General features: G+C 40.6%; 34 protein-coding genes and 1 pseudogene. 9 read left to right on the forward strand and 26 right to left on the reverse strand.

Annotated elements, in window-relative coordinates; translation table 11 throughout:
- Positions 1-125: 125 nt before the first annotated feature.
- Positions 126-707, forward strand: coding sequence for a glycerol-3-phosphate 1-O-acyltransferase PlsY (gene plsY, locus ACQVGT_RS11010; RefSeq protein WP_003231560.1), 582 nt, complete (start codon positions 126-128; stop codon positions 705-707).
- Between the two features lie 87 nt (positions 708-794).
- Positions 795-1,082, forward strand: coding sequence for a HesB/YadR/YfhF family protein (locus ACQVGT_RS11015; RefSeq protein ID WP_003231562.1), 288 nt, complete (start codon positions 795-797; stop codon positions 1,080-1,082).
- A gap of 30 nt (positions 1,083-1,112) precedes the next feature.
- On the opposite strand, the gene ACQVGT_RS11020 is transcribed toward ACQVGT_RS11015, so the two are convergent.
- From ACQVGT_RS11020 to acnA, 7 genes are all read right to left on the reverse strand, one after another.
- A complete protein-coding gene (locus ACQVGT_RS11020; RefSeq protein ID WP_015383773.1) occupies positions 1,113-1,412 on the reverse strand; it encodes a hypothetical protein in 300 nt (99 codons plus the stop codon).
- Positions 1,413-1,427: 15 nt separating this feature from the next.
- A complete protein-coding gene (locus ACQVGT_RS11025; protein ID WP_015383772.1) occupies positions 1,428-1,844 on the reverse strand; it encodes a YbgC/FadM family acyl-CoA thioesterase in 417 nt (138 codons plus the stop codon).
- 84 nt (positions 1,845-1,928) lie between these two features.
- Positions 1,929-2,180: a small acid-soluble spore protein Tlp gene (gene tlp / locus ACQVGT_RS11030; RefSeq protein ID WP_003231568.1), complete on the reverse strand. Its 252-nt coding sequence runs from the start codon at positions 2,178-2,180 to the stop codon at positions 1,929-1,931.
- A gap of 36 nt (positions 2,181-2,216) precedes the next feature.
- A complete protein-coding gene (sspN, locus tag ACQVGT_RS11035; RefSeq protein WP_003231569.1) occupies positions 2,217-2,363 on the reverse strand; it encodes an acid-soluble spore protein SspN in 147 nt (48 codons plus the stop codon).
- Positions 2,364-2,427: 64 nt separating this feature from the next.
- Complete coding sequence (locus ACQVGT_RS11040; RefSeq protein ID WP_003244964.1) at positions 2,428-2,553, reverse strand: FbpB family small basic protein; 126 nt, start codon at positions 2,551-2,553, stop codon at positions 2,428-2,430.
- Between the two features lie 79 nt (positions 2,554-2,632).
- Positions 2,633-3,145 carry a redoxin domain-containing protein gene (locus ACQVGT_RS11045; protein WP_003231571.1) on the reverse strand — a complete coding sequence of 171 codons (513 nt, stop codon included), beginning with the start codon at positions 3,143-3,145 and terminating at the stop codon, positions 2,633-2,635.
- A gap of 83 nt (positions 3,146-3,228) precedes the next feature.
- On the reverse strand, positions 3,229-5,958 hold the full coding sequence (acnA, locus tag ACQVGT_RS11050) for an aconitate hydratase AcnA (RefSeq protein ID WP_015383771.1): 2,730 nt from the start codon (positions 5,956-5,958) through the stop codon (positions 3,229-3,231).
- Between the two features lie 227 nt (positions 5,959-6,185).
- Between acnA and sspO the strand changes: the two genes are divergently transcribed.
- The 4 genes from sspO to yneK all read left to right on the forward strand — a co-directional run bounded on the left by sspO (position 6,186) and on the right by yneK (position 7,644).
- Positions 6,186-6,332, forward strand: a complete 147-nt coding sequence (gene sspO / locus ACQVGT_RS11055) for a small acid-soluble spore protein SspO (RefSeq protein ID WP_003244839.1) — start codon at positions 6,186-6,188, stop codon at positions 6,330-6,332.
- A gap of 31 nt (positions 6,333-6,363) precedes the next feature.
- The gene (locus ACQVGT_RS11060; protein ID WP_003221237.1) at positions 6,364-6,510 is read left to right on the forward strand and encodes a small acid-soluble spore protein P; all 147 of its coding nucleotides are present in this window, start codon (positions 6,364-6,366) and stop codon (positions 6,508-6,510) included.
- Between the two features lie 80 nt (positions 6,511-6,590).
- The gene (gene cotM, locus ACQVGT_RS11065; protein WP_080030670.1) at positions 6,591-6,983 is read left to right on the forward strand and encodes an outer spore coat protein CotM; all 393 of its coding nucleotides are present in this window, start codon (positions 6,591-6,593) and stop codon (positions 6,981-6,983) included.
- Between the two features lie 232 nt (positions 6,984-7,215).
- Positions 7,216-7,644: a DynA interaction protein YneK gene (yneK, locus tag ACQVGT_RS11070; RefSeq protein WP_015383768.1), complete on the forward strand. Its 429-nt coding sequence runs from the start codon at positions 7,216-7,218 to the stop codon at positions 7,642-7,644.
- A gap of 30 nt (positions 7,645-7,674) precedes the next feature.
- Here yneK and ACQVGT_RS11075 read toward each other — a convergent pair whose 3' ends face one another.
- From ACQVGT_RS11075 to ccdA, 3 genes are all read right to left on the reverse strand, one after another.
- A complete protein-coding gene (locus ACQVGT_RS11075) occupies positions 7,675-8,166 on the reverse strand; it encodes a CcdC family protein (RefSeq protein WP_072174017.1) in 492 nt (163 codons plus the stop codon).
- Positions 8,167-8,244: 78 nt separating this feature from the next.
- Entirely contained in the window at positions 8,245-8,607 is a 363-nt protein-coding gene (locus ACQVGT_RS11080; protein WP_003245707.1) for a response regulator, read from the reverse strand.
- A gap of 88 nt (positions 8,608-8,695) precedes the next feature.
- Positions 8,696-9,403 carry a cytochrome c-type biogenesis protein CcdA gene (gene ccdA / locus ACQVGT_RS11085; RefSeq protein ID WP_015383767.1) on the reverse strand — a complete coding sequence of 236 codons (708 nt, stop codon included), beginning with the start codon at positions 9,401-9,403 and terminating at the stop codon, positions 8,696-8,698.
- A gap of 219 nt (positions 9,404-9,622) precedes the next feature.
- Between ccdA and ynzD the strand changes: the two genes are divergently transcribed.
- Positions 9,623-9,796 carry an aspartyl-phosphate phosphatase YnzD gene (gene ynzD, locus ACQVGT_RS11090; protein WP_010886518.1) on the forward strand — a complete coding sequence of 58 codons (174 nt, stop codon included), beginning with the start codon at positions 9,623-9,625 and terminating at the stop codon, positions 9,794-9,796.
- A gap of 73 nt (positions 9,797-9,869) precedes the next feature.
- Here ynzD and ACQVGT_RS11095 read toward each other — a convergent pair whose 3' ends face one another.
- The 6 genes from ACQVGT_RS11095 to yneA all read right to left on the reverse strand — a co-directional run bounded on the left by ACQVGT_RS11095 (position 9,870) and on the right by yneA (position 14,231).
- Positions 9,870-10,088 carry a YneF family protein gene (locus ACQVGT_RS11095; RefSeq protein WP_003221221.1) on the reverse strand — a complete coding sequence of 73 codons (219 nt, stop codon included), beginning with the start codon at positions 10,086-10,088 and terminating at the stop codon, positions 9,870-9,872.
- Between the two features lie 85 nt (positions 10,089-10,173).
- Positions 10,174-10,620: a sporulation inhibitor of replication protein SirA gene (sirA, locus tag ACQVGT_RS11100; RefSeq protein ID WP_015383766.1), complete on the reverse strand. Its 447-nt coding sequence runs from the start codon at positions 10,618-10,620 to the stop codon at positions 10,174-10,176.
- 152 nt (positions 10,621-10,772) lie between these two features.
- Complete coding sequence (gene tkt, locus ACQVGT_RS11105; protein WP_015483285.1) at positions 10,773-12,776, reverse strand: transketolase; 2,004 nt, start codon at positions 12,774-12,776, stop codon at positions 10,773-10,775.
- A gap of 168 nt (positions 12,777-12,944) precedes the next feature.
- On the reverse strand, positions 12,945-13,178 hold the full coding sequence (locus ACQVGT_RS11110) for a DUF896 domain-containing protein (protein ID WP_003231595.1): 234 nt from the start codon (positions 13,176-13,178) through the stop codon (positions 12,945-12,947).
- Between the two features lie 63 nt (positions 13,179-13,241).
- Positions 13,242-13,895 (reverse strand): YneB family resolvase-like protein, encoded by a 654-nt coding sequence (locus ACQVGT_RS11115; RefSeq protein ID WP_015383764.1) that lies wholly within the window; start codon positions 13,893-13,895, stop codon positions 13,242-13,244.
- 18 nt (positions 13,896-13,913) lie between these two features.
- Positions 13,914-14,231 carry a cell division suppressor protein YneA gene (yneA, locus tag ACQVGT_RS11120; protein WP_003231598.1) on the reverse strand — a complete coding sequence of 106 codons (318 nt, stop codon included), beginning with the start codon at positions 14,229-14,231 and terminating at the stop codon, positions 13,914-13,916.
- Between the two features lie 149 nt (positions 14,232-14,380).
- Here yneA and lexA point away from each other — a divergent pair, with 149 nt between their 5' ends.
- Positions 14,381-14,998, forward strand: a complete 618-nt coding sequence (lexA, locus tag ACQVGT_RS11125) for a transcriptional repressor LexA (RefSeq protein WP_003238209.1) — start codon at positions 14,381-14,383, stop codon at positions 14,996-14,998.
- A gap of 371 nt (positions 14,999-15,369) precedes the next feature.
- Here lexA and ACQVGT_RS11130 read toward each other — a convergent pair.
- Together ACQVGT_RS11130 and fosB are read right to left on the reverse strand one after the other, a co-directional pair.
- Positions 15,370-15,627, reverse strand: a pseudogene (locus ACQVGT_RS11130) (hypothetical protein).
- The gene (fosB, locus tag ACQVGT_RS11135) at positions 15,536-15,970 is read right to left on the reverse strand and encodes a metallothiol transferase FosB (RefSeq protein ID WP_015383763.1); all 435 of its coding nucleotides are present in this window, start codon (positions 15,968-15,970) and stop codon (positions 15,536-15,538) included. The pseudogene ACQVGT_RS11130 and the gene fosB overlap by 92 nt, the downstream one beginning before the upstream one ends.
- Before the next feature lie 205 nt (positions 15,971-16,175).
- Between fosB and ACQVGT_RS11140 the strand changes: the two genes are divergently transcribed.
- The gene (locus ACQVGT_RS11140; RefSeq protein ID WP_015483284.1) at positions 16,176-16,625 is read left to right on the forward strand and encodes a YndM family protein; all 450 of its coding nucleotides are present in this window, start codon (positions 16,176-16,178) and stop codon (positions 16,623-16,625) included.
- A gap of 26 nt (positions 16,626-16,651) precedes the next feature.
- Here the strand turns inward: ACQVGT_RS11140 and pghL are convergent, their stop codons facing one another.
- From pghL to ACQVGT_RS11180, 8 genes are all read right to left on the reverse strand, one after another.
- A complete protein-coding gene (gene pghL, locus ACQVGT_RS11145; RefSeq protein WP_015383761.1) occupies positions 16,652-17,410 on the reverse strand; it encodes a gamma-polyglutamate hydrolase PghL in 759 nt (252 codons plus the stop codon).
- A 224-nt stretch (positions 17,411-17,634) separates the two neighbouring features.
- Positions 17,635-17,949 (reverse strand): hypothetical protein, encoded by a 315-nt coding sequence (locus ACQVGT_RS11150; RefSeq protein WP_174616646.1) that lies wholly within the window; start codon positions 17,947-17,949, stop codon positions 17,635-17,637.
- An 86-nt stretch (positions 17,950-18,035) separates the two neighbouring features.
- Entirely contained in the window at positions 18,036-19,676 is a 1,641-nt protein-coding gene (locus ACQVGT_RS11155; protein WP_015383759.1) for a YndJ family protein, read from the reverse strand.
- Positions 19,673-20,290 (reverse strand): DUF4166 domain-containing protein, encoded by a 618-nt coding sequence (locus ACQVGT_RS11160; protein ID WP_015483283.1) that lies wholly within the window; start codon positions 20,288-20,290, stop codon positions 19,673-19,675. Before ACQVGT_RS11160 ends, ACQVGT_RS11155 begins: the two co-directional genes overlap by 4 nt.
- A 4-nt stretch (positions 20,291-20,294) precedes the next feature.
- Entirely contained in the window at positions 20,295-21,101 is an 807-nt protein-coding gene (locus ACQVGT_RS11165) for a hypothetical protein (protein WP_015483282.1), read from the reverse strand.
- A 146-nt stretch (positions 21,102-21,247) separates the two neighbouring features.
- Positions 21,248-22,462 (reverse strand): Ger(x)C family spore germination protein, encoded by a 1,215-nt coding sequence (locus ACQVGT_RS11170; RefSeq protein ID WP_015483281.1) that lies wholly within the window; start codon positions 22,460-22,462, stop codon positions 21,248-21,250.
- Positions 22,452-23,543 carry a spore germination protein gene (locus ACQVGT_RS11175; RefSeq protein WP_015383756.1) on the reverse strand — a complete coding sequence of 364 codons (1,092 nt, stop codon included), beginning with the start codon at positions 23,541-23,543 and terminating at the stop codon, positions 22,452-22,454. Before ACQVGT_RS11175 ends, ACQVGT_RS11170 begins: the two co-directional genes overlap by 11 nt.
- Before the next feature lie 29 nt (positions 23,544-23,572).
- Positions 23,573-25,135 (reverse strand): spore germination protein, encoded by a 1,563-nt coding sequence (locus tag ACQVGT_RS11180; RefSeq protein WP_015383755.1) that lies wholly within the window; start codon positions 25,133-25,135, stop codon positions 23,573-23,575.
- Positions 25,136-25,185: the final 50 nt, after the last annotated feature.

Here is a 25,185-nt window from a genome sequence, read left to right on the forward strand (position 1 = left end):
AGAAATCAAAATATGATGCATGTTTGATTGGATTTGTAAGCAAACTTTACAAAAAAACTTATCATCAGATCATGACATCTCATGTTAAAATAAAAAGAAGGGAATTTGAAAAAGGAGAAATGTAGATGTTAATTGCTTTATTGATTATTTTGGCCTACTTGATAGGCAGCATTCCATCTGGCTTAATTGTGGGCAAGCTTGCCAAGGGAATTGATATTCGGGAGCACGGAAGCGGCAACTTAGGCGCTACCAATGCATTCCGTACATTGGGTGTAAAAGCTGGTTCGGTCGTCATAGCCGGAGATATTTTGAAAGGGACACTGGCAACTGCATTGCCTTTTCTCATGCATGTTGATATTCACCCGCTTCTTGCAGGAGTCTTTGCGGTTTTAGGCCACGTGTTTCCCATCTTCGCCAAATTTAAAGGCGGTAAAGCCGTGGCGACATCAGGAGGCGTTTTGCTATTTTACGCACCCCTGTTATTTATCACGATGGTTGCGGTATTCTTCATCTTTTTATACTTGACTAAATTTGTTTCTCTCTCATCGATGTTAACAGGGATCTATACTGTTATATATAGTTTCTTTGTCCATGATACGTATTTATTGATTGTCGTTACCCTGCTCACTATTTTTGTGATATACAGACACCGGGCGAACATTAAACGAATTATCAATAAAACAGAACCTAAAGTAAAATGGCTATAAGCTTAAAAAACTTCTCTTTTGACACAGAATAGCCTAATACGTTTATAATAGAGAAAATTCAAATGAAGAACAAAGGGGTGTTCTGTTATGAATATGACAATTAACGAAGACGCATTGAACTGGTATAAAGAAGAACTCGATTTGGAAAGCGGAGACCAGGTTCGCTTTTTCGTCCGCTATGGAGGCTGCAGCAATGTTCAAAAGGGTTTTTCTCTCGGTGTAGCGAAAGATGCGCCACAAGAGGCTGGAGTCACTGCAGAAGCTGATGGCATTACCTTCTTTATTGAAGAAAGTGATTTATGGTACTTTGATAACCACGACCTTCTCGTCAGCTATTCAGAAGACGCTGATGAACCGGTTTTTGAATACCAATAAAAAAGAACGCACATCATGTGCGTTCTTTTTTTACAAATGAAATCGTATAAGATGATCGGTTAGGTTTTCTTGTTCCAAAATATATTTTTGGGTCTCACCCAATAGATCAAAGTGAGGAAATTCACTTTTCTTATGGAGCCATTCTTTTTTTAACCCGTACGCCGCTCCCCACTGAACCAGCTTATCAATGTCTGCACAGCCGGCTTTTGTCACAGTCCTTGCTTCTGGAAATCGGTCATCCAGCCAGTAATGTGTTAAAAATGCGATTTCTCCTCTTTTCACTGCTTGTTTCCACCGGTTAAGTTCCTCCCGTTTCACACCAAACGCCATATCCCGTTCACTTCCCTATTTTTTGGCCTTTTCATATGCTGTGTGCCAATCAGGAAAAGCTTTGCGGAATTGAATTGGCTTAAAGCTTTCTTTATCCACACAAATATGAGATGAGGTGGCTTTGATGGAAAGCTCACCGGCCGGATTATAAATGTGATAACCATAGACGGTTTTAAAGCCGTTATATTCCTCTATCCATGTATGTATAACCGCGGTTTCTCCGTAATGAAGCGGCTTTTTATAGGAAATGTTGATATCAACGACTGGGGATAGAACGCCTCTTTTTTCCATATCACTATATAAAAAGCCTAAGTCCTTAATCAAGGCCGTTCTGCCGACCTCCATCCACACAAGATAATTTGCGTGATAGACAATTCCCATTTGATCTGTTTCTGCATAACGCACTTCTATTTCTTTTTTTGATACATGCAAGATTACTCTGCTCCCTTAACGTCAATTTAGCCCCATTTTACCATAATCAAATCAGAAAGAAAAAAACCAGGTTTCCCTGGTTTTTTAAGAACGGTATCCGTTTTGTCTCGCTGCAGATTCGTCCTGTATTTCATTACGAAACGCTTCGATGCTCTGTTCGCGCCTTGCATTTTTTTCTTTGATACGCTGTTTATCTTCTCCTGAAGCAAACTCCATTGATGCTTCTGCTTCTTCTATATTTTCAATTGTATTTTGAACCATATCCTGCAATTTTTCCACATTGTCAGAACGATCATCAGGATTAGGCTGCTGATATTGATTTTGGTTCTTTGTCATTCGGATGTACCTCCTAGAAATAAACTCGATTTTTCGCTACTCGCCTTTTGTCTGCATGATGATCGGCCGCTGACCTGAAGTATCATGCATTTTTTCCCCTTTATTGGCTTTATATTTTACAGGCTTTGTACCCAAGTGGCTTGGAGCATATTGAGGCTGACCGTTTTTCTTGTTGTTTCCCATGTTTATCCCTCCTCAACAGATAGGTTTCTCAAAAGGAGGGGTAAACATGAATACAAATTAAAGGTTATTTTTGCTTAAATCGCTGTTCAAGCTTTTCCTCAAGCTGATTTAAATACTCTGTATTGGTCATCAGCTCTTTTTTGTTTTCCATGACGAGCTCATGAAAAGAACGTTTTCTCATCTTCTTCACGCTTCTCACCTCCGCATATTCTTTTATTTTTTCCAATTCTGAAAACTTGTAAGCATATCTGAGCATAAAAAAACTGAATCTAATCAAGATCCAGTTTTTGTTCCATTTCTTTTTTTGTCATGGTGCCAACGTGTATGTCTTGGATAACACCTTTTTCATCTAAGATATATGTCGTTGGATATGACATCACGTTATAGTCAGCATTGATCCCTTTTTTATCAATCAGAATGGGGAACGTTAAATCATACGTATCAGCAAACGCTCGGACCTGTTTCTCACTTTTCTCAGCTGAAGTGAAATTTACCGCAACAACCGCAAGTTTGTCGGCGTACTCTTTTTGTAACTTTTCCATTGCAGGCATTTCCTGACGGCACGGCTTACACCAAGTTGCCCAAAAATTGAGCAGCACTTTTTTGCCTTTTGCATCCTGTAAAGAGCTTTTCTCTCCTGACAGCGTTTTCAAAGAAAAATCAGGTGCTTGTTTCCCCTCTTGAATTCCGACTTCTTTTTTGCTGTATGTTTGATATAAATTCCATCCCGTATAACCGGCAAGCATGATAAGCAGGATCCCTGCGAGCCATTTTTTCAGCATATGCCACCTCCGCAGCACATTGTGTCATAAATTGTGTCATAAAAAGAAGAGAAAGCGAAATGCCTTCTCTTCCTATTGATTCATCAGGACTGCTTCATTTTTTCACGAAGCACCATTTGAAGGATGCCGCCATGGCGGTAGTAATCAATTTCAACTTCACTATCAAAGCGGACGACTGCTTCAAAAGTTGTTACATTGCCGTCTTCATTGATTGCTCTTACCGTCACAAGGTCACGAGGACGAACTGTTTCATCAACATCTACCTCGATGACTTCTTTACCCGTTAAGCCGAGTGTATCCGCATTTTCACCTTGTTTAAACTGAAGCGGCAGCACACCCATGAATACAAGGTTGCTTCTGTGAATTCTTTCGAAGCTCTCGGCAATGACCGTTCTGATGCCAAGAAGGTTTGTTCCTTTTGCAGCCCAGTCACGTGAAGATCCCATACCATAGTCTTTTCCTGCTAATACGACAAGACCAGTTTTATCTTCTTTGTATTTCATGCACGCATCATAGATGGATGTTACTTCACCAGTCGGCCAGTACGTCGTAAATCCGCCCTCTGTACCCGGTGCAATTTGGTTTTTGATGCGAATGTTTGCAAATGTTCCTCTCATCATGACTTCATGGTTTCCGCGGCGGGAACCGTAGGAGTTAAAGTCACGAGGAGAAACACCTTTTTCTTGCAAGTACTTTCCGGCAGGCGTATCTTTTCCGATTGCCCCCGCAGGAGAAATATGGTCAGTTGTGACTGAATCGCCGAATTTACCGACAACACGCAAACCTTTTAATGGTTCAACCTTGCCTGGTTCAACAGACATCTCTTCAAAGAATGGTGGGTTTTGGATGTAAGTTGACTCATTATCCCATTTATATAACGCTTCATCTGTTGTTTCAATCTCGTTCCAGCGCTCGTTGTCATCAAATACCGTTTCATACTCTTTACGGAAGAGCTCAGGCGTAACAGTTTGCTTAACAAGTGAATTGATTTCGTCTGTTGACGGCCAAATATCGTTAAAGTATACGTTTTGACCATCTTTACCCACACCGATTGGATCGGTTTTCAAGTTAATGTTTACCGTTCCAGCCAGCGCATATGCCACAACAAGCGGTGGTGAAGCAAGATAGTTGCCTTTAACAAGCGGGTGAATACGTCCTTCAAAGTTACGGTTTCCGGAAAGGACAGACGTAATCAGAAGATCATTTTTCGCAACCGCTTCTTCGATTTCTGGTGAAAGCGGACCTGAGTTCCCGATACATGTTGTACAGCCGTACCCAACGAGGTTAAAGCCAAGCTCTTTCATGTATGGAAGAAGGCCTGAATTCACAAGATATCCTGTAACGACTTTAGAACCCGGTGCAAGTGACGTTTTCACGTAATTAGGCACCTTAAGCCCTAACTCAACCGCTTTTTTCGCTACTAGTCCGGCGCCGATCAGAACATATGGGTTTGATGTATTCGTACAGCTTGTAATAGCAGCAATGGCGATCGCACCCGTTTTCATAACTGTTTCTTCGCCGTTAAGGAGTTTAAACTTAATTTCTTTATTTTCTTCCTCAGCGTTTAAACCGAACCCTTGGTTACCCGCAGGGCTGACTAAGTGCTTTTTAAACGTTTCCTGCATAGCAGAAAGCGGAATTAAATCCTGTGGACGCTTTGGACCTGATAAGTTCGCTTCAATTTGAGACAGATCAATTTCAACCACATCAGTAAATTGAGGGTCTTCCGCATCAGGAGTGTAGAACAAGCCATTGCTTCTGCAGTACGCTTCGACAACATCAATATGTTCAGGATCACGGCCTGTCAGGCGCATGTAGTTGAGCGCTTCTTCATCTACTGGGAAGAATCCGCATGTAGCACCATATTCCGGAGCCATGTTCGCAATTGTTGCGCGGTCTGCGAGCGGCAGTTCAGCAACTCCTGGCCCGAAGAATTCAACAAATTTACCGACAACGCCTTTTTCGCGCAGCACTTGTGTTACTTTTAACGCCAAGTCAGTAGCTGTTGTTCCGTTTGGAAGCTTGCCGACAAGTTTCGCGCCGATTACCTCTGGAACTGGGAAGTAAGAAGGCTGTCCAAGCATTCCCGCTTCAGCTTCAATTCCACCGACACCCCAGCCGAGAACACCGATACCGTTAATCATTGTTGTGTGTGAGTCTGTTCCGACAAGCGTATCAGGATACGTTACAAGCTCGCCGTCTTCTTCAATGGCATGGACAACACTTGCCAAGAACTCAAGGTTAACCTGGTGCACAATACCTGTTGCAGGCGGCACTGCCTGATAATTGTTAAACGCTTTCTTTGCCCAGCTTAAAAATTTGTAGCGCTCTGCATTTCTTTCGAATTCCAAGTCCATATTTACTGCTAATGCATCTTCTGTACCCGCTTTATCTACCTGTACAGAGTGGTCGATAACGAGATCAACAGGAATTTCAGGGTTGATTTTATCAGGATCTCCGCCGACAGCTGCCATTGCTTTACGCAGTGAAGCCAGATCTACTACTGCCGGAACCCCTGTGAAGTCTTGTAAAATAACACGAGACGGTTTGAACGGAACGTCGATATCCTTTAATTCGGCAGTTCCCCATTTTGCCAAATTTTCCACGTGTTCTTTTTTGATAACGAAGCCGTCAACTTGACGCAATACTGATTCTAAAAGAACTTTGATGGAATAAGGAAGCTTCGAAACCTTTCCTATACCTGAATCTTCTAACGCTTTTAAAGAGTAGTAATGATATGTTTTCCCATTTGTAGTAAACGTTTTTCTCGCTTGGAAAACGTCTTTTGCTGCAGTTTTTTGCTCGTTTGCCATTCTCCAAAATCCCCCTTCAGATCAGATCATTCTCAGATGAACATTACATTCCATCACAATTTTCTCACAATTTCATATTAAAACAAAATCATACATAAGTAAATATCAATGTTTTTATTAAATACAATAAGTTCGACTTATGAGAAAAATGTACCGGTAATTTTTACTGTTTACGCTCTCTCATATAACACAGTAAAAGGAGCCATATTATGATTGAGGTGATAATGATGGTCAAAAGAAAAGCGAATCACGTCATTAACGGAATGAATGACGCAAAAAGCCAAGGCAAAGGCGCCGGCTATATTGAAAACGACCAGCTTGTACTGACTGAAGCAGAACGCCAAAATAACAAAAAAAGAAAAACCAATCAATAACACCGAACTCTTTTAAGGAGGTTCTCAATTTATGACCAATAAGAATACAAGTAAAGATATGCATAAAAACGCCCCTAAAGGACACAATCCCGGACAACCCGAGCCTCTAAGCGGAAGCAAAAAAGTAAAGAACCGAAACCATACAAGACAAAAGCACAACTCAAGCCATGATATGTAAGAAAAGCAGACCTTAGTGTCTGTTTTTTTATGCGTTCACCCATTTATAATCCACCGCATATGATGTTAAGCAAGGTTGATATGTGGAGGAATGCTTCCATGAACCATTCAAAACGCAACGATGCGAATGATTTCGATAGTATGGATGAATGGCTTCGGCAATTTTTTGAAGACCCCTTCGCCTGGTACGACGAAACATTGCCTATTGATTTATATGAAACAAGTCAGCAGTATATTATAGAAGCGGATCTGACTTTTTTACAGCCTACACAAGTAACAGTTACCCTTTCTGGATGCGAGTTCATCTTAGCTGTCAAATCGTCAGGACAGACTTTTGAAAAACAAATGATGCTTCCTTTTTATTTTAATGACAAAACCATTCAAGCCGAATGCGAAAATCAAATACTCACAGTCGCCGTCAATAAAGAAACAGAAGATGGCTCTTCTTTTTCTCTTCAATTTCCTCTCAGCTAAACATAAAAAGTCACTTTCATCCCCTATTATGAAAGTGACTTTTTTTCCGTCCATTTATCGTCAAATACCCTCTAGTGACTCTCCCATGGCCAAATAGCAGATTCACTATACAATAGAATATGATCTACTATCTCTTTTGACTAGACGTCTATCACTTTTTTCTATTCTTTTTTACTGTGTTCTTCTAATCTCTCTTCGTATACAATATGGTTAGAATAAGGGGGAATGATTGATGCTGGAAGGATGGTTTTTATGGTTTATTCTGTTTTGGGTGATCATGATGGTAGTCTTATTATCAATCGGCGGTTTTTTCATGTTTCGAAAGTTTTTAAAACGTTTACCAAAAGAGGACGGCAGATCAGAGCTTGATTGGCAGGATTACTATATTGAAAACAGCAGACATTTATGGAACGATGAAAACAAACAGTTTCTAAATGAATTGACTGCGCCGGTGCCAGAACTGTTCAGAGATGCAGCAAAAGTCAAAATCGCAGGCAAAATCGGTGAGCTTGCATTAAAAGAAAAGGTAGCAAAGATTGATCAGCAACTTATGATCAAAGGCTATATTCTCGCAACTCCTAAAAGAGACCATACCTTCTTAAAAAGGCATCTGCGGGACAAAAAAATCGATTTGGAACCTTATCAGACCCTTCTCAAATAAAAAACCTTTCCTGACAAGAGGAAAGGTTTTTTAATTCATTTGAATATTAGCTGACTGCAGCTCGTTATGAAGTTTTCGATATGATAAATACATGGCGATTCTCCAAGGCACAATCATACCGAAAGCCAGAATCCAAAACATTCCGCTCAGTGCACCATAATCAATTGATGTGCTCAAGATCGATTTCATCACGATTCTGATCACCAAAAGACCGACTAATATAAAAACAAATGCTTTAGAGCGTTTCATGTAAATTTCATTATTTTTAATTTCGAACTTAGAAGTTTTGATTAGAAAAATAGAGAAAATCACACCTAAAGTGAATGCTTCCAAAAACTCTGCACCAGTTACCCAAAATACCGGAAATAAAAACATTAACGCTCCCGTACTCATAAAAATCGGCGGAAGAATGATTTTTTTTGGTGAAACGGGCTTGTCAGAGGACTTTATTCTGACCACCATCACAGCTACAGCCATTAACACAGCAATAATCGATGAAACTATAATCATCATACTTATCATTCCTTTGTTTCTCGGAGTGTTGATACTATATACTATACTCCAAAACAATAAAAAAAACCATTTTGAAAAGAAATGACTTTAATGTCCCATAACGCGGCTTACAGCTTCCAGCACTTTTGTTTCCTCAAACGGCTTAACAATAAAATCCTTTGCCCCCAGCTCAATTGCTTCCGTTACAATTCTTTGCTGGCGCATGGCAGTGCACATGATGACCTTCGCTTTAGGATCAAAGGTTAAGATATCACGAAGCGCTTTAATGCCGTTTTTCACCGGCATTGTAATATCCATTGTTACAAGGTCCGGGCGCAGTTTTTTATACAGGTCCGCTGCTTGTTCACCGTCCGCCGCTTCGCCTGCGATTATGTAATTTGCCTCTTCCAAGATCTCTCTGATTTTTACTCTCATGAACTTGGCGTCGTCTACAACTAAAACTCTTGTCATATTCCCCTCCAACAATCGATTTCCACAGATAATAGTCTTATTGTACCAAAAACAAAAGGATTAGTAGTAGTACGAAAGTAATTTACCGTCAAAAACCAGTAAAGCCTCCAAAAAGATCTGACAGCAAAATAATGATCAGGCTCATCCAATTAAAGAATAACAGCACACCAATCACAATCATCAAAACGCCGCCAGCTTTCATAATGAAAAGCTGGTTCTTCCTTATCCACTTCAGCTTTGTGATAAAAAAAGACAATAAAAGAAACGGTACCGCAAAACCGAGTACATATAACATCATGTATGGCACCGCTGAGCCCGGATTGGTGCCTGCAAGTGTGATAACAGCACCTAATATCGGACCGGTACATGGTGTCCATCCAGCTGCAAATGCCATTCCAATTAAGACCGACCCTAAAAACCCGCTTGGTTTATGCTTAAAATGGATTCTCCGTTCTTTCATCATAGCCTCAGGCCGGAACACACCTAGTGTAATGAAACCGAACAAAATAATAAGCAACGCGCCAATTTGCCGAATCGCATCGTGATAATCCCTAAACAGGCTGCCAATAAAAGATGTTCCATAGCCTAAAGCAATAAAAATGACTGAAAAGCCAAGCAAAAAACACAAAGTATGAAACAGGCTTCTTTTCTGCAGCAGCAGCTTTTCTGTTTTTACATCGTCCATGCTGACCCCTGTAATATATGACAAAAAAGCTGGGTAAAGCGGCAGGCAGCAAGGCGAAATAAAGGATAAAAACCCCGCTCCGAATGTCAAAAAATAATTCACGTCTCCCATGTCATCATCCCTTCATGATTTGACATTCCTTCAAGTTATGACAAAATCATTTCATTTTTTTAACACTTTCACTTGAAGGATTTCTATTTTCAGAAAAAACTTATATAATTTAATTTGACATTGAGACATTATACTCCTTCTCATTTGAAAATTAGTATAAATATGGATATAATATAAACATTCACTTTGAAGATCTAATGTATGAAAGGATACATCCCTGTGATTAGAGAGCATCTATTAAAAGAAATTGAAAAAAAAAGAGCAGAGCTGCTGCAAATTGTCATGGCGAACGGAATGACATCTCATATTACGATAGAGCTCAGTCAGGAGCTTGACCATCTTCTCATACAATATCAAAAGCAGCGCCTTCGAGCAGTAGCGGGTGATGAATGATTGCAAAATAAAAAACCCGTATAAGGGTTTTTTATTTTATAACCATGTTTCTCTATATCATAATCTTTACGTATTATTTCGTTTGATTATTCATGGCTTTCATCATTTGATTGATTTTCTTTTGAGAAGGTTTCATTCCCATTTGCATCATCATCATGCGTAACATTTGTTCATTAATAGGCGGATTCTTTTTCAGGTAGCTCATCATATATTTACGAGCAATAAAAAACCCGAGTGCAACACCTATGAGCAATGCAACAACGCCCACTAGGATGCCAACCCATAAAGTCATTTTATTTCCTCCTTCATGTTGTCTAGTTTAAAGTGTACTAAACCAAAAGCTATTATACAACATTTACATCTCTTTTTCTTCGGTTTTAGACAAAATTTCTTTCTTTCACCGGATTTAGCCATCCGTAACGCTTCGAATTGAAATCCATTGCTAAAAAGCAAGGGCTTACTTTTCTTAACACTTCAAAGAATATCGTTTCTGCCTCGTAATCTCCCGAAGCCACAATTTCTATCATGTGCTCCTTCATCATAAACGTCGCATGGCCTTTTGCTTTCGGCAAAGCTATTCTATAAATATAATCCAGCTGCCTGTAATCCGTCTTGTTTAAATTCAATTTTAACCGCTGATGCATATGTAAAATCGGGATTGGTTGTGTAATATATTGAATCTGTTTCTCTGTCATTTCATACTGCTGCTTTTCAAGGCTTGTCCAATGATAGTCTTGAAACAGCTCAAACATAACCGATTCCCGGCCGAAATAGTGATTGGCAAATTCCTCTTTGATCAGGTACGTATAGTAGTGACGTTCCATCTTTTCATCCCCTTTTCCAGCAGCATTTCATTTGCTCTCTATTATACAAAAGAAGAAAAGAAAGAATTGTCTATTACTGTTAAACAGCCAATACTATTTTTGTCGGATAAACAAGAAAAAGAGGATGATTTGACCCATCCTCTTTCAAAAGCTTACTTATTGATTAATGCCTTAACTCGATTCACTACGTTCGGAACTGAGAAGCCGTATTCGTTAATGATGGTTTCACCTGGAGCAGATGCACCGAATCGGTCTATGCCGAGAACGTCACCTTCAAGCCCCGTGTATTTGCCCCATCCAAATGATGAGCCCATTTCAATTGCAAGACGTTTTTTCACATCTGCAGGAAGGACTTCGTTTTTGTATTCATCAGATTGTTTCTCAAAACGGTCCATTGAAGGCATGCTGACAACAGAAACATCGATATTTTCTTTTGCCAATTCAGCCTGCGCTTCAATTGCAAGACCTACCTCTGATCCGGAAGCGATGAGAAGAGCGTCAGGTGTTTCGTTTTTAGATTTAGAAACGACATATGCACCTTTTTCTACTCCTGCCAATGCTTCTTCAGATGTTTGATCGATGGTAGGAAGGTTTTGACGTGTAAGCACTAGCGCTGTTGGGTGGTCAGTGCTTTGCACTGCAAGCTTCCATGCTGCTGCTGTCTCATTGCCGTCTGCTGGACGGATCAAAGAAAGGTTAGGCATCGCACGGAGTGAAGCAAGCTGTTCAACAGGCTCGTGCGTCGGACCGTCTTCACCTACCGCAATACTGTCATGTGTGAAGACATATGTCACAGGAAGGCCCATTAACGCTGCAAGGCGAACCGCAGGACGGAGGTAATCAGAGAAGACAAAGAAAGTTCCGCCGAATACACGAAGACCGCCATGAAGCGCCATACCGTTTAAGGCTGCACCCATCGCAAATTCACGTACACCAAACCAGAAGTTTTTGCCTGAGTAATCAACCGCTGTAAAATCACCGGCATTTTTAATAGTCGTTTTGTTCGATCCCGCTAGGTCAGCAGAACCTCCGACAAAGAAAGGAATTTTTTTCGCAAGTCCGTTGAGAACTTCACCGGAAGATGCACGGGATGCCAGGCTGCTTCCTTTTTCATACACAGGAACCTCTTGATCCCAGTCCTTCGGAAGCTCTCCTTTGATTGCCAGTTCAAGCTGTTCAGCAAGTTCAGGATAAACTTCTTTATATTTAGCGAATTGAGCATTCCATTCTTGTTCTTTTTTCTCACCTGATTCTTTAACAGCTGCAGCGAAATGCTCATAAACTTCTGACGGAACGTAGAAGTCTTCTTCATACGTCCACGCGTAAGCTTCTTTTGTTAATTTGCTTTCCTCTTTACCAAGCGGCGCACCGTGAACACCGGATGTACCGGCACGGTTAGGTGAACCGAATCCGATTGTCGTTTTCACTTCAATTAATGTAGGTTTCTTTTCATTTTGGCGTGCTTTTTCGATAGCCGCTGTTAATTCTTCAATATTGTTTCCATCCTCAACATAAAGAACTTCCCAATTCATTGCTTCAAAACGCTGTTTCACGTTTTCAGAGAATGAACGGTCGAGGTCTCCATCAAGAGAGATGTCATTAGAATCGTATAGTACGATCAGACGGCCAAGCTGAAGATGGCCTGCGAGTGAAGCGGCTTCAGAAGAAATACCTTCCATTAAATCACCATCACCGCAAATACTGTATGTATAATGATCGACTACGTTAAATGAATCGCGGTTGTATGTTTCCGCTAAATGGCGTTCAGCAATTGCCATACCGACTGCCATGGCAATTCCTTGACCAAGCGGTCCTGTTGTAGCATCAACACCGGCAGTATGTCCGAATTCCGGGTGTCCAGGTGTTTTGCTGCCCCACTGGCGGAATCCCTTAAGATCTTCAATACTAAGATCAAACCCGCTTAAATGAAGCATGCTGTATAATAGTGCTGACCCGTGTCCAGCAGATAAAACAAAACGGTCACGGTTAAACCAGCCAGGGTTTGCCGGACTTACGTTCATAAATTTTGTCCACAGCGTGTATGCCATTGGAGCGGCTCCCATCGGCATCCCTGGGTGACCAGAATTTGCTTTTTCAATAGCGTCTATTGACAGTGTGCGAATGGTAGCAACTGATTTCTTTTCAATTGTATCCATAAAAATCCCCTTCCTTATGTGTTGTACCCTTACATCATAAATGTCTGACGACTTTTTCTCAACTGTTTCAGCTTAAATTTGAGAGAAACTTGTTGAATTTTGTCACATAAGAGTTTTGATTATAGTATATGCAAAAGAGGAATACGATATTGCCGTATTCCTCTTATATTAGTGAAGTTTGTTATTTCTTTGTTCTCTTTTTAGCTTTTCCGGTGTTACATCATTGCCTTCTGGGTCAATGATTTTCACACTTTTTAACGTGTTCTTCATAGAAGAACGAAAACCTTTCAAGTACTCTTGACGGAGCTTTTGCTGTTCGGCTTTTTCTTCTTCTGTAATAACGCCAGCTTTAGCTTTGGCAGCAAGCTCATTAATTCTGGCAATTTTCGCGTTTGAAATCATGTTAAACTCCTTTATTGCATTTTGTCTATATAGTACTAGATCAAAAAAAGTTTTACAACTGATTCACTCTGCTGTCTCTTCATTCTCTATGTATTCCTGAAAACGCCGGTGAACGGTTGCTTTAGAGACATCATAGCCAAACCCTCTTAGGGTAGCCGCGATTTCAGCAAACGTCAGTTTATTCGCTCTTAGGCGGACGATCTCAGAGATTGGCACCTCTATTTTTTCTTTTCCACTGTTCTCATGTTGGTTTTTTAAGTTTTTTTGCGGTTTAAAACCGTTTTTTACTGCACGCTTCATTCCCCGTCTGATTTTCATGTTGTGAATCTTTCGCTGATACTCTTCCACAATGCTGACGATTTCCAAGACCATTGAGTCAGCCTCCGATAACTCCAGTTCACCTCTGTGAGCCGTTGTATAGACTTTCACACCTTCTCTGTAAATACAATGAAGCAGTGCGATTTTTGCGTTTCCCCGCCCGAGCCTTGTCTCGTCTTGAACCAAAATGACATCAATTCCAGCGTTCTTAATCTCATCAAGCAGCTCAAATACACCATCCCGATCCATTTCATATCCGCTGGCTTTTTCTGAAATCACTTTGACCACTTCCATGCCGTTCTCCGCTGCAATGGCCGTAAGCTCCTCCTCCTGCCGCTTTAATGACGTTTCCTGCTGTTCTTTATTTGTGCTTACACGGGCATAAATGAGTGCTTTCATTTTATCTCTCTTTCCTCTCTATCTTACAGTTGCCAATTCATATGCATCCTGATGCTTCTTTTTCAATGGGATCACTAACTCATCACCCGGCTGGATATCAGATGTCTGTAGTTGATTTTTATCAGCTACCCATTCAATAAAATCATTTTTGTTTATCTTTTTTGTATCTGCTACCTGATCAGCAATTGACCAAAGTGTGTCGCCTTGCTGGACTTCTATTTTAACATACTGATTAAGCTCCTGGCCGCTGCTTGTATATGACAGCATAAGGATAACCGCGCTCAAAATCACTGTGAACAGACCGACAAAAATAATAGATTCTTTACTCATGATCATAACCCCCAACAGGAATGTTTGTTCGCATTTTTATAATTTCAGTATATACGAACAAACGTTTCTGTCAATTGTTTTTTCGAACCTATGTTTGTACTGTAAGGAAAATCATGCTATAATCTTCTTAAAATCGACGTTTTGAGGTGCGAAAAATGACGAAGCTATCAAAAAGGCAACTTGATATCCTCCGTTTTATTAAAGCAGAGGTTAAATCAAAAGGATATCCGCCTTCCGTTAGAGAGATCGGAGAGGCTGTCGGGCTTGCGTCCAGCTCTACTGTCCACGGCCATTTGGCCCGCTTGGAAACAAAAGGACTGATCAGACGGGATCCGACAAAACCAAGAGCAATAGAAATTCTTGATGAAGAAGTAGACATTCCGCAAAGCCAGGTCGTTAATGTACCGGTCATCGGGAAAGTCACGGCGGGATCTCCTATTACAGCAGTAGAAAATATTGAAGAATATTTTCCGCTCCCTGACCGCATGGTTCCTCCAGACGAGCATGTATTTATGCTGGAGATTATGGGAGACAGTATGATAGATGCCGGTATTCTCGATAAGGACTATGTCATCGTTAAACAGCAAAACACAGCGAACAATGGGGAAATTGTAGTTGCGATGACAGAAGATGATGAAGCAACTGTAAAACGATTCTATAAAGAGGATACCCACATTCGCTTGCAGCCTGAGAACCCAACGATGGAACCTATCATTTTGCAGAATGTCAGCATTCTAGGGAAAGTGATTGGCGTGTTCAGAACCGTCCATTAATCTATTGATCTATCAGATGCATGAAATAACCCCCTCTTCCTTTACGGAGAGGGGGTTTGTTGTTCAAAAAAAGCAGGCTCGCCCTGACTTTTGGGTGCGAGCCTGAATAGGAGGAAAAAGAACATCATGTTTACACCATAATTATCCACCAAAAGATTGTTGAAGTCAAGAAATTTTCTTTCCTTCAGGAAACTTTTATCAAAATATGAACGTTTAGAATATTAGACGCTATCTTCTTAAAAACGTTTCATTTTTTAGGTCGTGGAAGGATGCGGTTTCATATTTATTAAGGGGCGAGGCAATTGAAATATAATGAAAATTTAGTACACAGTTTAATTAGTTCATATTTCTGTTAAAACAGCTCGCTTTCTTCATATAAAATGTAATGTGTATTTCAATTTCACCTTCACCCAATCACTTGTGCAGTTCAAAAGATATGGCATCGTTGAACAAGTCGGGTAGAAACCTTCCCCAAACATAAAGTCTCCCCCAACACCCTTCTTTCAATTTAACCTTATATGAAATATGGTTGTGATATCAAAAGGCCGTTTCATCATAAAAGTGCATATGCGTTTTTTCTTGTTTGTAATATCGAAGCCTGTCTTGAAGGGTTCCGGTATGAAATTCAAATTTGTGGCCGTCAGGGTCGGTAAAATAAATTGATTTTCGATCGCGTTCATCTCGTTCTCTGCCAGGCAAAATATTGACATGTTGTCTTTTTAATTTAGCTGACACCTCCTCAAATTCATGATCTTCAATTGTAAAAGCAATATGGGTATAAGAAAGCTTAATGTCATTTCTCGGGATGTCTGGTTCTTCATTAAGAGCTAGCCAGATGCCGTTCATATCAAAATATGCAGTTGTTCTTCCCTTTACCAATAGCTTTGCACCAAACACTTTTTGATAAAAATCAATCGATGTATCCAAATGCGAAACTGAAAATAGCAAGTGATTGATTCCTTTTATCTCCACAAATCATTCCCCCCTTGAAAGCTGATCATCCACATATACGACTTTTTCATAAGAAAGTTTCATACAGCTGAAAAAAATACCAGTGTAAACAAAAACGGACTGTTTAAAATAGTAACATGACATTATGAATGGTTTTGAATTGCATTATTTATCACTTGTTTACGCCCAAGAATTTCCTTCAAAAAATAACAATTTAGGTGGTCAAATGAAACATATCATTGCGCTTGCTTCAAAGATTGCTTTCACTCTCGCCCTTTTATATGTGATTTTGGACAGAGTCTATCACGCATCCTTTTTAAGTGTGATGTTTATTGCACTTTTCTTAGGTTTTGTTTCTTATCTTTCTGGTGACATGCTCGTCTTACCCAGAACAAACAATATTACAGCTTCATTGGCTGACTTTGGCCTTTCATTCGTTATTCTTTGGGTATTTGTTTTAACCCAAACAAGAAACGATTTCTCACCATTTGGAGCAGCTCTCCTTTCTGCTGCCTGTCTTACTGTTTTTGAATACTTTTTTCATCGGTATTTACTGAAAAATGTACTTGATGAAAATTTCCGAAATGAACTGTCAGCGAGAGATAACACGTTGCAGTATCAAACGGAAGCCGCGGACGAGCTGTTTCCCGAAACGAATGAGAAGCATAAAGAATAGGAGGCTGTCTTATCGCCTCCTATTTTTCAGTAGCTATTTTTGAGAAAACGGAACATTACTTCTGTAAACTCATAAAACCTCTCATTTTGAGTAACAGCTCTGCTTTTTAAAGAAAAGATGCCGAACAAAGACTTTCGAAAGCCAGTGCTCATTTCTATCTGGATACTTAAACCTGTTTTTGATTTATTTGCAATGTTATTCGGACTAACGCCCGCATGTGGATGGTCCGTATTGAGCAATACAGCAGGAAAACCGGCATGCTGCAATTTCTCAACTAAATCCGCCGCTCTTACGCGATCTGTACCGCCGACTTCGATCTGCTGATCTTCTTCTGCGTACCCGTGTAATGAAATGACATATTCATGGTTTCCCGTCATTTTAAGGGCCCGAGGTTCATCAAAGTGCGTGCTCGTAATGTGCAGGACTGAGTTTCCTGCCGATTTTAAGCCTTCAAATAAATACATCGAGTACTCTTTGCTGAGCTCTCTCGCTACTTCACTTGTCCCGCCTTCAATACCTCCTCCGTGAATAGCTAAAACAAGAACAGGGCTTCCGGTTTCTTTCGTAACAACGTCGTAATCAGAAGGATCTTCATTGTTTTTTAATTCCTCAAAATTCTGATATACATCTTCAGCATAAATTGAAGAAATCGGAGTAAATACCATAAAAATTAACAATAATTTTACAATTTTAATAGTTGATGGAAAACGTTTGGCTATGTTACAATCAACATGCTTCAAGGAATGGAGCAAACGGCGGAGCAGGGATACTTTGGCCGGTTTCATCTACTCCGCCTCTAAGTCCAAATCAACAGGATGTAGGTCTCTTTGAGGCTTTAGCACGAATTCTCTCGTCCTCCTTGTTAAATTTTTGTTAAATTCACAATATTATATACCATTAGCCCGGGCGCTGTTCTTCTCATTTTTGAATTTATGAAAAGTAAGCTGGCACCACCTCCCCCATTTCCATACAAAACAAAAATGCACCTGCCCTTTGGCCTGCGCATTTTTTATTTTCTCTTCATTTTTCGTTTTTTTGCTTGATTTAATTTCATGATGTTTTTTTCAATTTTTCTTATGTTTCGCCTTTGCGGGATTGTTTTCATTTCATAATAAACAGAAATAAACCCGCTTAATGTCACTGCTGCAATATAAAGGACGCGCTGTTTGATCATCCGGTCAGCGTGTCCATGATCATTCGCTTCTTTTTCCAGCCTTTCGATCACAGTTTTATCAAACAGCTGATCGACATACACTTGTTTCATTCCCACTGCAAACCCAGCAGCCAGCCAAAGAATCAGAAATAAACTGATATAAAACACCATAAACCCTTCCTTTCCTGTCTTGATGCGGCGCAGAATTTTAAAACAGTTCATCTATTACAACTGGCAGACGAAGCTTCTTCTTTGTATTAGGTTCTTTCAATAGGCTGGTTAATATGTGTAATGCTGTAATGAACAGTTAGAAATTTTATTCCGAACAGCCACATATGATGAACAGCGGTTAATTTGTTGTCATGTGCAGCTTCTATCAGAAAGGTTTCAGATAAAGGAAGCGGACAAGTTCCCGCTCTTGTTTGCAGATAAATCCCCTCATCCCCCGCTCTGCTTTTTCTCCGCCTGCTTGTTAAAACCAGCTTCTCCTGATGATGATATGGTTTTAAAATACCTGTCATGCTGCTGAATGGAAGCGGTAAAGAAATATTCATATACCCCTCTCCATTTGAGCGATACACTGAATAAAGAGCGGTAAAAATGGTTTCGTTTTTTTCATTTGTTCTAATCCAGGCACGAACTCTTTCCCTTCCGTCTTTTTTCGAATGAACACCTTTTATCTTGCTGTACATCCTATACCAGTCAGGGTTCGTCGAAAGATGTATTTGGCCGATTCTTCTGCTGAACCATTCGTAAATAATTGCAAGCGGCCGAAACCACGTGCTCCATGTTACTTTTGCTTTAATATTGTATTCGATGGTTTGTTCATAAAACGAAAGAATGAGCGGCGACAGTTTTTCAGGTGAAAAATCTTTTGAACGCAGGCTGCCCATATCATCCACAAGTCCGCTGTACCGAGCGTTATTTTCAGCTTGAATATTAGCTAAAAATTCTTCTCCAATCTTTCTTTTTCCGTAGATACGGCTGAATGTCTTTACACGGTCTGCATCAAAAGGCTTCGGATCCTCTATTCTCCACCCTATAAGAGCGGGCAAGATAACACCAAACGCGTTGACAAAACCGTGAATCCAAATCATCTGATTGATGGTCAATGTAACTTCTTGCCGAAATACACCAAATGAATAAATCATCGAGAAAGCAATCGTTATCATTAAAACAGCGGAAGAAAGCCGAATAAGAAATGTCCCCGTCTTGGTGCGAAAAGCTGCCGTGAACACCAAAAATGCATGAAGATAAATCGCCGCCATATAAATGCTAACCGCAATGACATCAAGTGTTTTTGAATATGTGATGCCCAGCGCGATAAGAAGGGGCGAAAGCAAAATCACCCATGTTATCCAACTGTACAACATCCGATGCTTTCTAATGGTTCTGCCGAGTAAACCATTGAAGATCGGGATCAGAAAAGCAGAATAGTGAAAGTGGACAGCAGTCAGCAAAATGATGAGAGGGCCAAATTGCATGATCTGCAAATGGGCAGCATAAGCAAAAAACCAAAATCCTCCTCCCGCCAAATAAATAAGACCGAACAAAACTGATGTCTCTTCGATTCTATGTATCTTTGTTTCCCAAAGGCGGAGGATCGCATACAATGCAATAAAAATTGTGTACGTCCACCAGATTAGCGCGAAACCCCCAACCTCCGTCACTAGAGCCAGCACCGCAAAGAATGCGGCTACAGGATAGCACTGGATTAGCCCATATTCCATAAACTGAGCAGCACGAACCGGAGATTGACGAAAAACAAAAGGAAAAATTCCCGGCACGAAAAATAGAATGGATAACAAAACGAGTGCCTCTGCCACTGAAATATCCGGTGCTTCCGCTGCAAGAAATCCAATAAAACAAAGCGCACTGACTATGCCATTTCGTTTCATGATTCTCTCTCTTCCTCTTGAAACGTTCCTTTATAAAAGAAAAGAGTGCCCAGAATTGTATTTTGCACATGCACTTCAATGGTGAAACAATTCTTTCTTTCATCAAACGTTTCGCAAACTACGGATGTACCTGTCAGCCATTTCGGCAGCGGGATACTTTTTCCGCATATCAATAGCCATTGCTTTCCCGATGTGATCGTAAGAGAGCCGTCATGAGATGCCTCGAACGTCAAAACAGACAGCAGCAGATGAGGTTTGCCGAAGAAATCAAGTATTCTATTTTCTTTCTCGTCATATATCATTATCGCGTCAAAGAAACGTTTTTTGCCTTTAAAGAAAAATGTACGATTCCATTCTATCCCTGTATGTTGCGATTTCAAAAGACAAGTTCTATTTTGTATTGTAAATGGGATGTCTTTGCCTCTTTCTGAAAAGAAGCATCTGAAAAAAACACCAAGCTTTAACAGCATTCTAACCAGAAAAGAGCCTCCGCTTATTTCTGACATCGTTCCCGTCCCGCTGAATGTATGAGACCCATCTAATTGGTACCGTTTCTGCAGCTTGGGATGCAGCAAATGATAGTTAATAGTTGATTTTTCATAAATCGAACTCACAATGTCACTTCTTTCTCTTTCGTTTTGTGCGCCTGGCACTGGGAAGCTGCAGGCTAAGAGCGCCGCTTGCCGCAGAAAACACACTCAACAGAACCCATATGAATATCTCGGAACCTAGACAAGCGAACCCAGCAAAAATACAAGTCTGGACACCATGAATGATCCATTTTCTTTTTAAAGGAATCAGCCACAAAATAGCTAAGCCTATCTCCGCTGTTCCTGCCAATATGCTTGTTTCAACACCTGCAAAGCCTTGATAGAACCAAAACAGGCTGAAAAACAGACACATGAACACATAGATGATAGCGGATCGAATGAAGCGCTTCGGATGTTTATGTTGCTCAACCCAAAGCCTTAATGCATCAAAGCTCCAGGCAGTCGCCCAGCCAAGCAGCGGTCGAAATAATAAACGATCGATCCATCTTCCCAGCAGTCCGTAGGCTGTTTTGTATTGGTACTGTGTTAAAAACGTCATTTTCCCATTTTCTCTCTGTATATACTTCCAGTAGCCGCTTCCATGCCGAATCAGAGATAATGGATGATCAGAGCCAAAAGCCAGTGAAGAAGACCTTTCAGATGAACATTTGTTGAAAACACCGACGGTTTCTCCAGTACCTGACACCTTTAATCCAAAGCCTACCCTTGTTTCGTAAAGAAACTTCTGTTTTTCGCATGGCTGTCTATTCAAATACGTGATATTTGAAAACCGGAGATCCCATTCCTTATGCAGTGATGGGTTTTGTGTATATTCCCAGAGTGTATCCAGATCAGATTTCATTTCGATTTCTACATAAATCGGATTCTGCCTCACAGCCCCTCCTCCCTTCTATTTCAAGCAATTCCTATATTAGCATATTGGTCGATTTGAAAAGTGTATATCTCTCCAAAAAAAGTATCTTTATCCTAAAAAATGCATAAAAAAGAGAAGAGAGGTTTCCTTCTCTTCCTTGGGATTCATTACTGAGTTTTAACCGTGCCGTAATGAGTAATTGTGACGTTCACACTGTATGTGATGTCGGCTTTACTGAAGGTGTCATCCCAGTTATTTTTCACCCTTTTCCATAAGTGAGGATATGTAAGTCTTAAAGATTCATCAAAACCCGCAACATCTGCTTTATAATCATGCTGAATTTTTTTTAATACATGACCAACTATTTTCTTTACCTCGTTTTCAATAGTCGTTTCGAGACGATCTATAAACTGGGTGTCCAATGCCTCTTTTGTGTTCCAGTTTTCAACCAAATCGCCTTCTGATTCAATATCGACATGGAATGAAATATCCGTCCCTTTTACGACTGGATGAATTTTGCTTTTGATTTTATTGATATCGTACGCTAACGTCTGTTGGCTCTTTTTATCATGACTTTTGACAACTCCGCCTTTTCCTCCCCCTCTAATCCATGTAATCCCCTCAATTTCATATTCATTTAAGGTGCCGATCATTTTTTTCGACTTTCCGTTGATTACAGCTGCTCCGGAATACTTGATCGCTCCATTCGCCGCGACCACATTTTGCAGTAAAAAACTGCTGCCAGAATGCAGTTTTCCAATTAGTTTCGCGAGTGTCACAGGGGGAAGAATTCTGGAAACCTTATGTTCATTTTCACCTAGTCCAATCAGCCGAAATGCCGGAATTTCTCCGTTCTCTTTCAGCTGGAGAGCTTCTCTTGCTTCCCCTTTAGCAGATAAAACAAGACAGCTCAGCCTGATTTCATTATCACGAAAAAATTGATCCAGCATTTCGTCGATAGGAAATGTGTGCAGCACATCTTCACTCATGACAACAACTTTTAAATGCGGGCTAAACACTTCTCGGTCCCGTCTTAATGCAACCTCACTTCCGATCTGCTGTAATGAATCCCCTGTTTCACTTATATTAATATACGCTTTTTGCGCTCCTTGTCCGCTACCGCCTCCCCCGCCAGTGCCCGCGCCTGCCGCTTTTTCATTAACAAATTGATAGGTCAGCGTAATGTTGTCTTTTTTCGGATAGCTCCCGCCCTCTTCTTTTAACTCTTTTTCAGTGTTCGTTTCTTTTCCTTTATCAATTGCGATAGCGAATGTGAGACCCAGATCTTCTATTTCCCGGCTGCTCCAGCATCCTGTTACGCAAATCATCAGCAGACATACCATGACCATAGCAGGCAATTGACGTTTTAGTTTACTTTTCACCTCTTTTCCTCCATTTCGAAATGACTAACAGCAAAATCGGCAAAGCGCCAAATATATACAAAGCGATATGACTGACCGTATCGCCCAATATAAAGACGTCATTTTCATTTTTCGGCATGCAAGAGAGGATATAAATAACAGGAAGCAGCCCAAACATACATGAAAGGGGATTCTTTTTAAAAACTTGTGAGACTCCCAGGGAAGCTGCATAAAAAGTGATAATAAACGTAGCAAAAAGCTGCATAATCCAAATCACAAGCAGGAATGATTCAAACCGTTCAAATATTAAACCAGGTATTTCAAAACTTCTCATCAGGTCAAGCCCCGGCCATGTTCTCGTCACAACTCCCTCAACTGATAGTGCACCGATGACCATAATTAGCGTAATCATATAAAAACTGGTCACAACGCCTGTCCCGATCACAACCGCTTTCACCGCATTTTTCGGCTTTTTCATAAATGCTACTAAAATGAGCATAATTTCTGAACATGTAAATGAAAGGTTCGTTGTCTTTACACCTCTAAGAACCGGCATGATTCCATCACCTAATACAGGGCGCAAATTGTTGATCTCAAATATGCCTAAACTCATGAGGGCTATCGTTAAAAAGATGATGACCGTAATCGGAAAAATCATTTCAAAAAGCCGTGCAATCGGATCTAGGCCTTGTGTAATTGAATAAAGCCCAATCCAAAGAACTGTCATAATGATGGCCCAAGACGGTGTCCCTTCGAGGAGAAAAAAATCCACGATTTCGGACATGACTCTGACTTCAAACGCACCGAGTGCCAGAAAATAAGTAATAAAAACAATACTGATCAGATGCCCGAGCCATTTTCCTACAATATGTCGGGAGTATTCATAAAAGGTCTCCTTAGGATACTGCTGGCTTAATTTAACGATAATCATCCCGGCTATTACCGCTAGGACCCCGCCTAATAAAATTGAAATCCATCCATCAGGAGATTGTGTTTGTTCTGTTACTGTCCGAGGGAGCGTAAGAACTCCGGCAGCAAGCATATAATTAATGATGATAATCGTTGCCTGAGCGGTTGTGATTTTACTGGTTGGGCTGAACATGAGACTTTATCACCATCCTGTCGAGTTCATCACTTCACCCGTTTTGTATTATCTGTATTCATCATTTTAGGCCGGCGCTTCATGACTAAAAGAGGCATTCTGATAACAAAGTCTTTCCAATCTTTTAAGTGATAGGGCACTGCCGGACTTGCGTATGGCACACCAAAGCTCTTTAGCTTTACGACATGGCTGCTTAGCAGCAGATAATACATAATGACTCCAAACAATCCAAACACCGCCGCACAAAACATCGCGCCAAACCGAAGCATCCGAAGTGCTATACCTGTGCTATAATGCGGGATGGCAAATGAAGAAATTGCTGTGAGCGCAACAACAATGACCATGATTGGACTGACAATCCCCGCCTGCACAGCTGCTTCCCCGATGATTAATCCGCCAACTATGCCAATTGCGGGTCCAATTGGTTTTGGCAGACGAAGCCCCGCTTCTCTTAAAATTTCGATCGCGACTTCCATAAATAAGGCTTCAATGAGGGATGGGAACGGAACACCTTGGCGCGTCCCGGAAATTGAAATCGCCAGCTTGGTCGGAATTAACCCCGGATGAAAAGAAATAAATGATATATATAAAGCGGGTGCGAATAACGTTATCATTGCTGCTATGAACCTCAGCAATCTGATGAGCGAGCTCGGGAACCACCGTTCATAATAATCTTCAGGCGATTGAAGCATCATGCTGAAAGTGACTGGAACAATCAAAGCAAACGGAGTGCCGTCAAGCAGAATGGCTACTCTTCCTTCCATTAGTCCGCTTATGACGCGATCAGGACGTTCTGTACTCTGTACTTGCGGGAACGGGCTCAAGTAATTATCCTCAATTAACTGTTCAACGTAGCCTGACTCCGGCAAATGATCGATCTCAATCCCTCTCACTCTTTTTCTTACTTCCTCGACTACTTTTGGATCTGCAATGTCATTCATATAAGCGATGATTAAATCCTTTTTTAATCGTGTTCCTACTTCAAATCTCTGCAATGTTAATTGATCATTTTTTCCTTGCTGTCTCAAAAGAGCTGTATTCGTACTCAACTCTTCTGTAAAGCCTGTGCGCGGCCCTCTGACAAGCGCTTCTGAAAGCGGCTCCTCGATACTTCGATTTTGTTTTTTTACAGTTCCCAGAAGAAAGGCCTGCGGTATTCCATCGATGAGAAGCGCTGTCGAACCCATGAAAACATTCAACACGATATCACTGATTTTCTCTGATTCTATGACATCACCGATTGATACGATTTGATTTTTTATCTGTTTCGAAGTTAAAATACCTTTGCCGGATTGAGAAATTTCATCGCTTACCTGATTAGGTTGATTCATGGCTAACACTGATAGTCCTTTATTAATCAAATCCTGATCAGACAGTCCTTCAACAAAGATCAATGCCGCTTTCACATGTAAATGAGTGATTTCAAGCTCACGGAAGTGAACGTCCCCGTTATGTCCTATTTTTCTTTTTACATGTTCTAAATCGTATCCGATGTTACCAGTTAACACATCCTGATCCTGCTTTTCAGCTGTTGAATAATCTGATTTATGCTGCTTCTGTGTTTTGTACTGATTGCTCCGCCACCTCATCATTGCACCTTCTTATACATGAATCCAAGTAAACACTTTATAGATTACATATG

This window comes from Bacillus sp. SCT118, assembly GCF_058566435.1.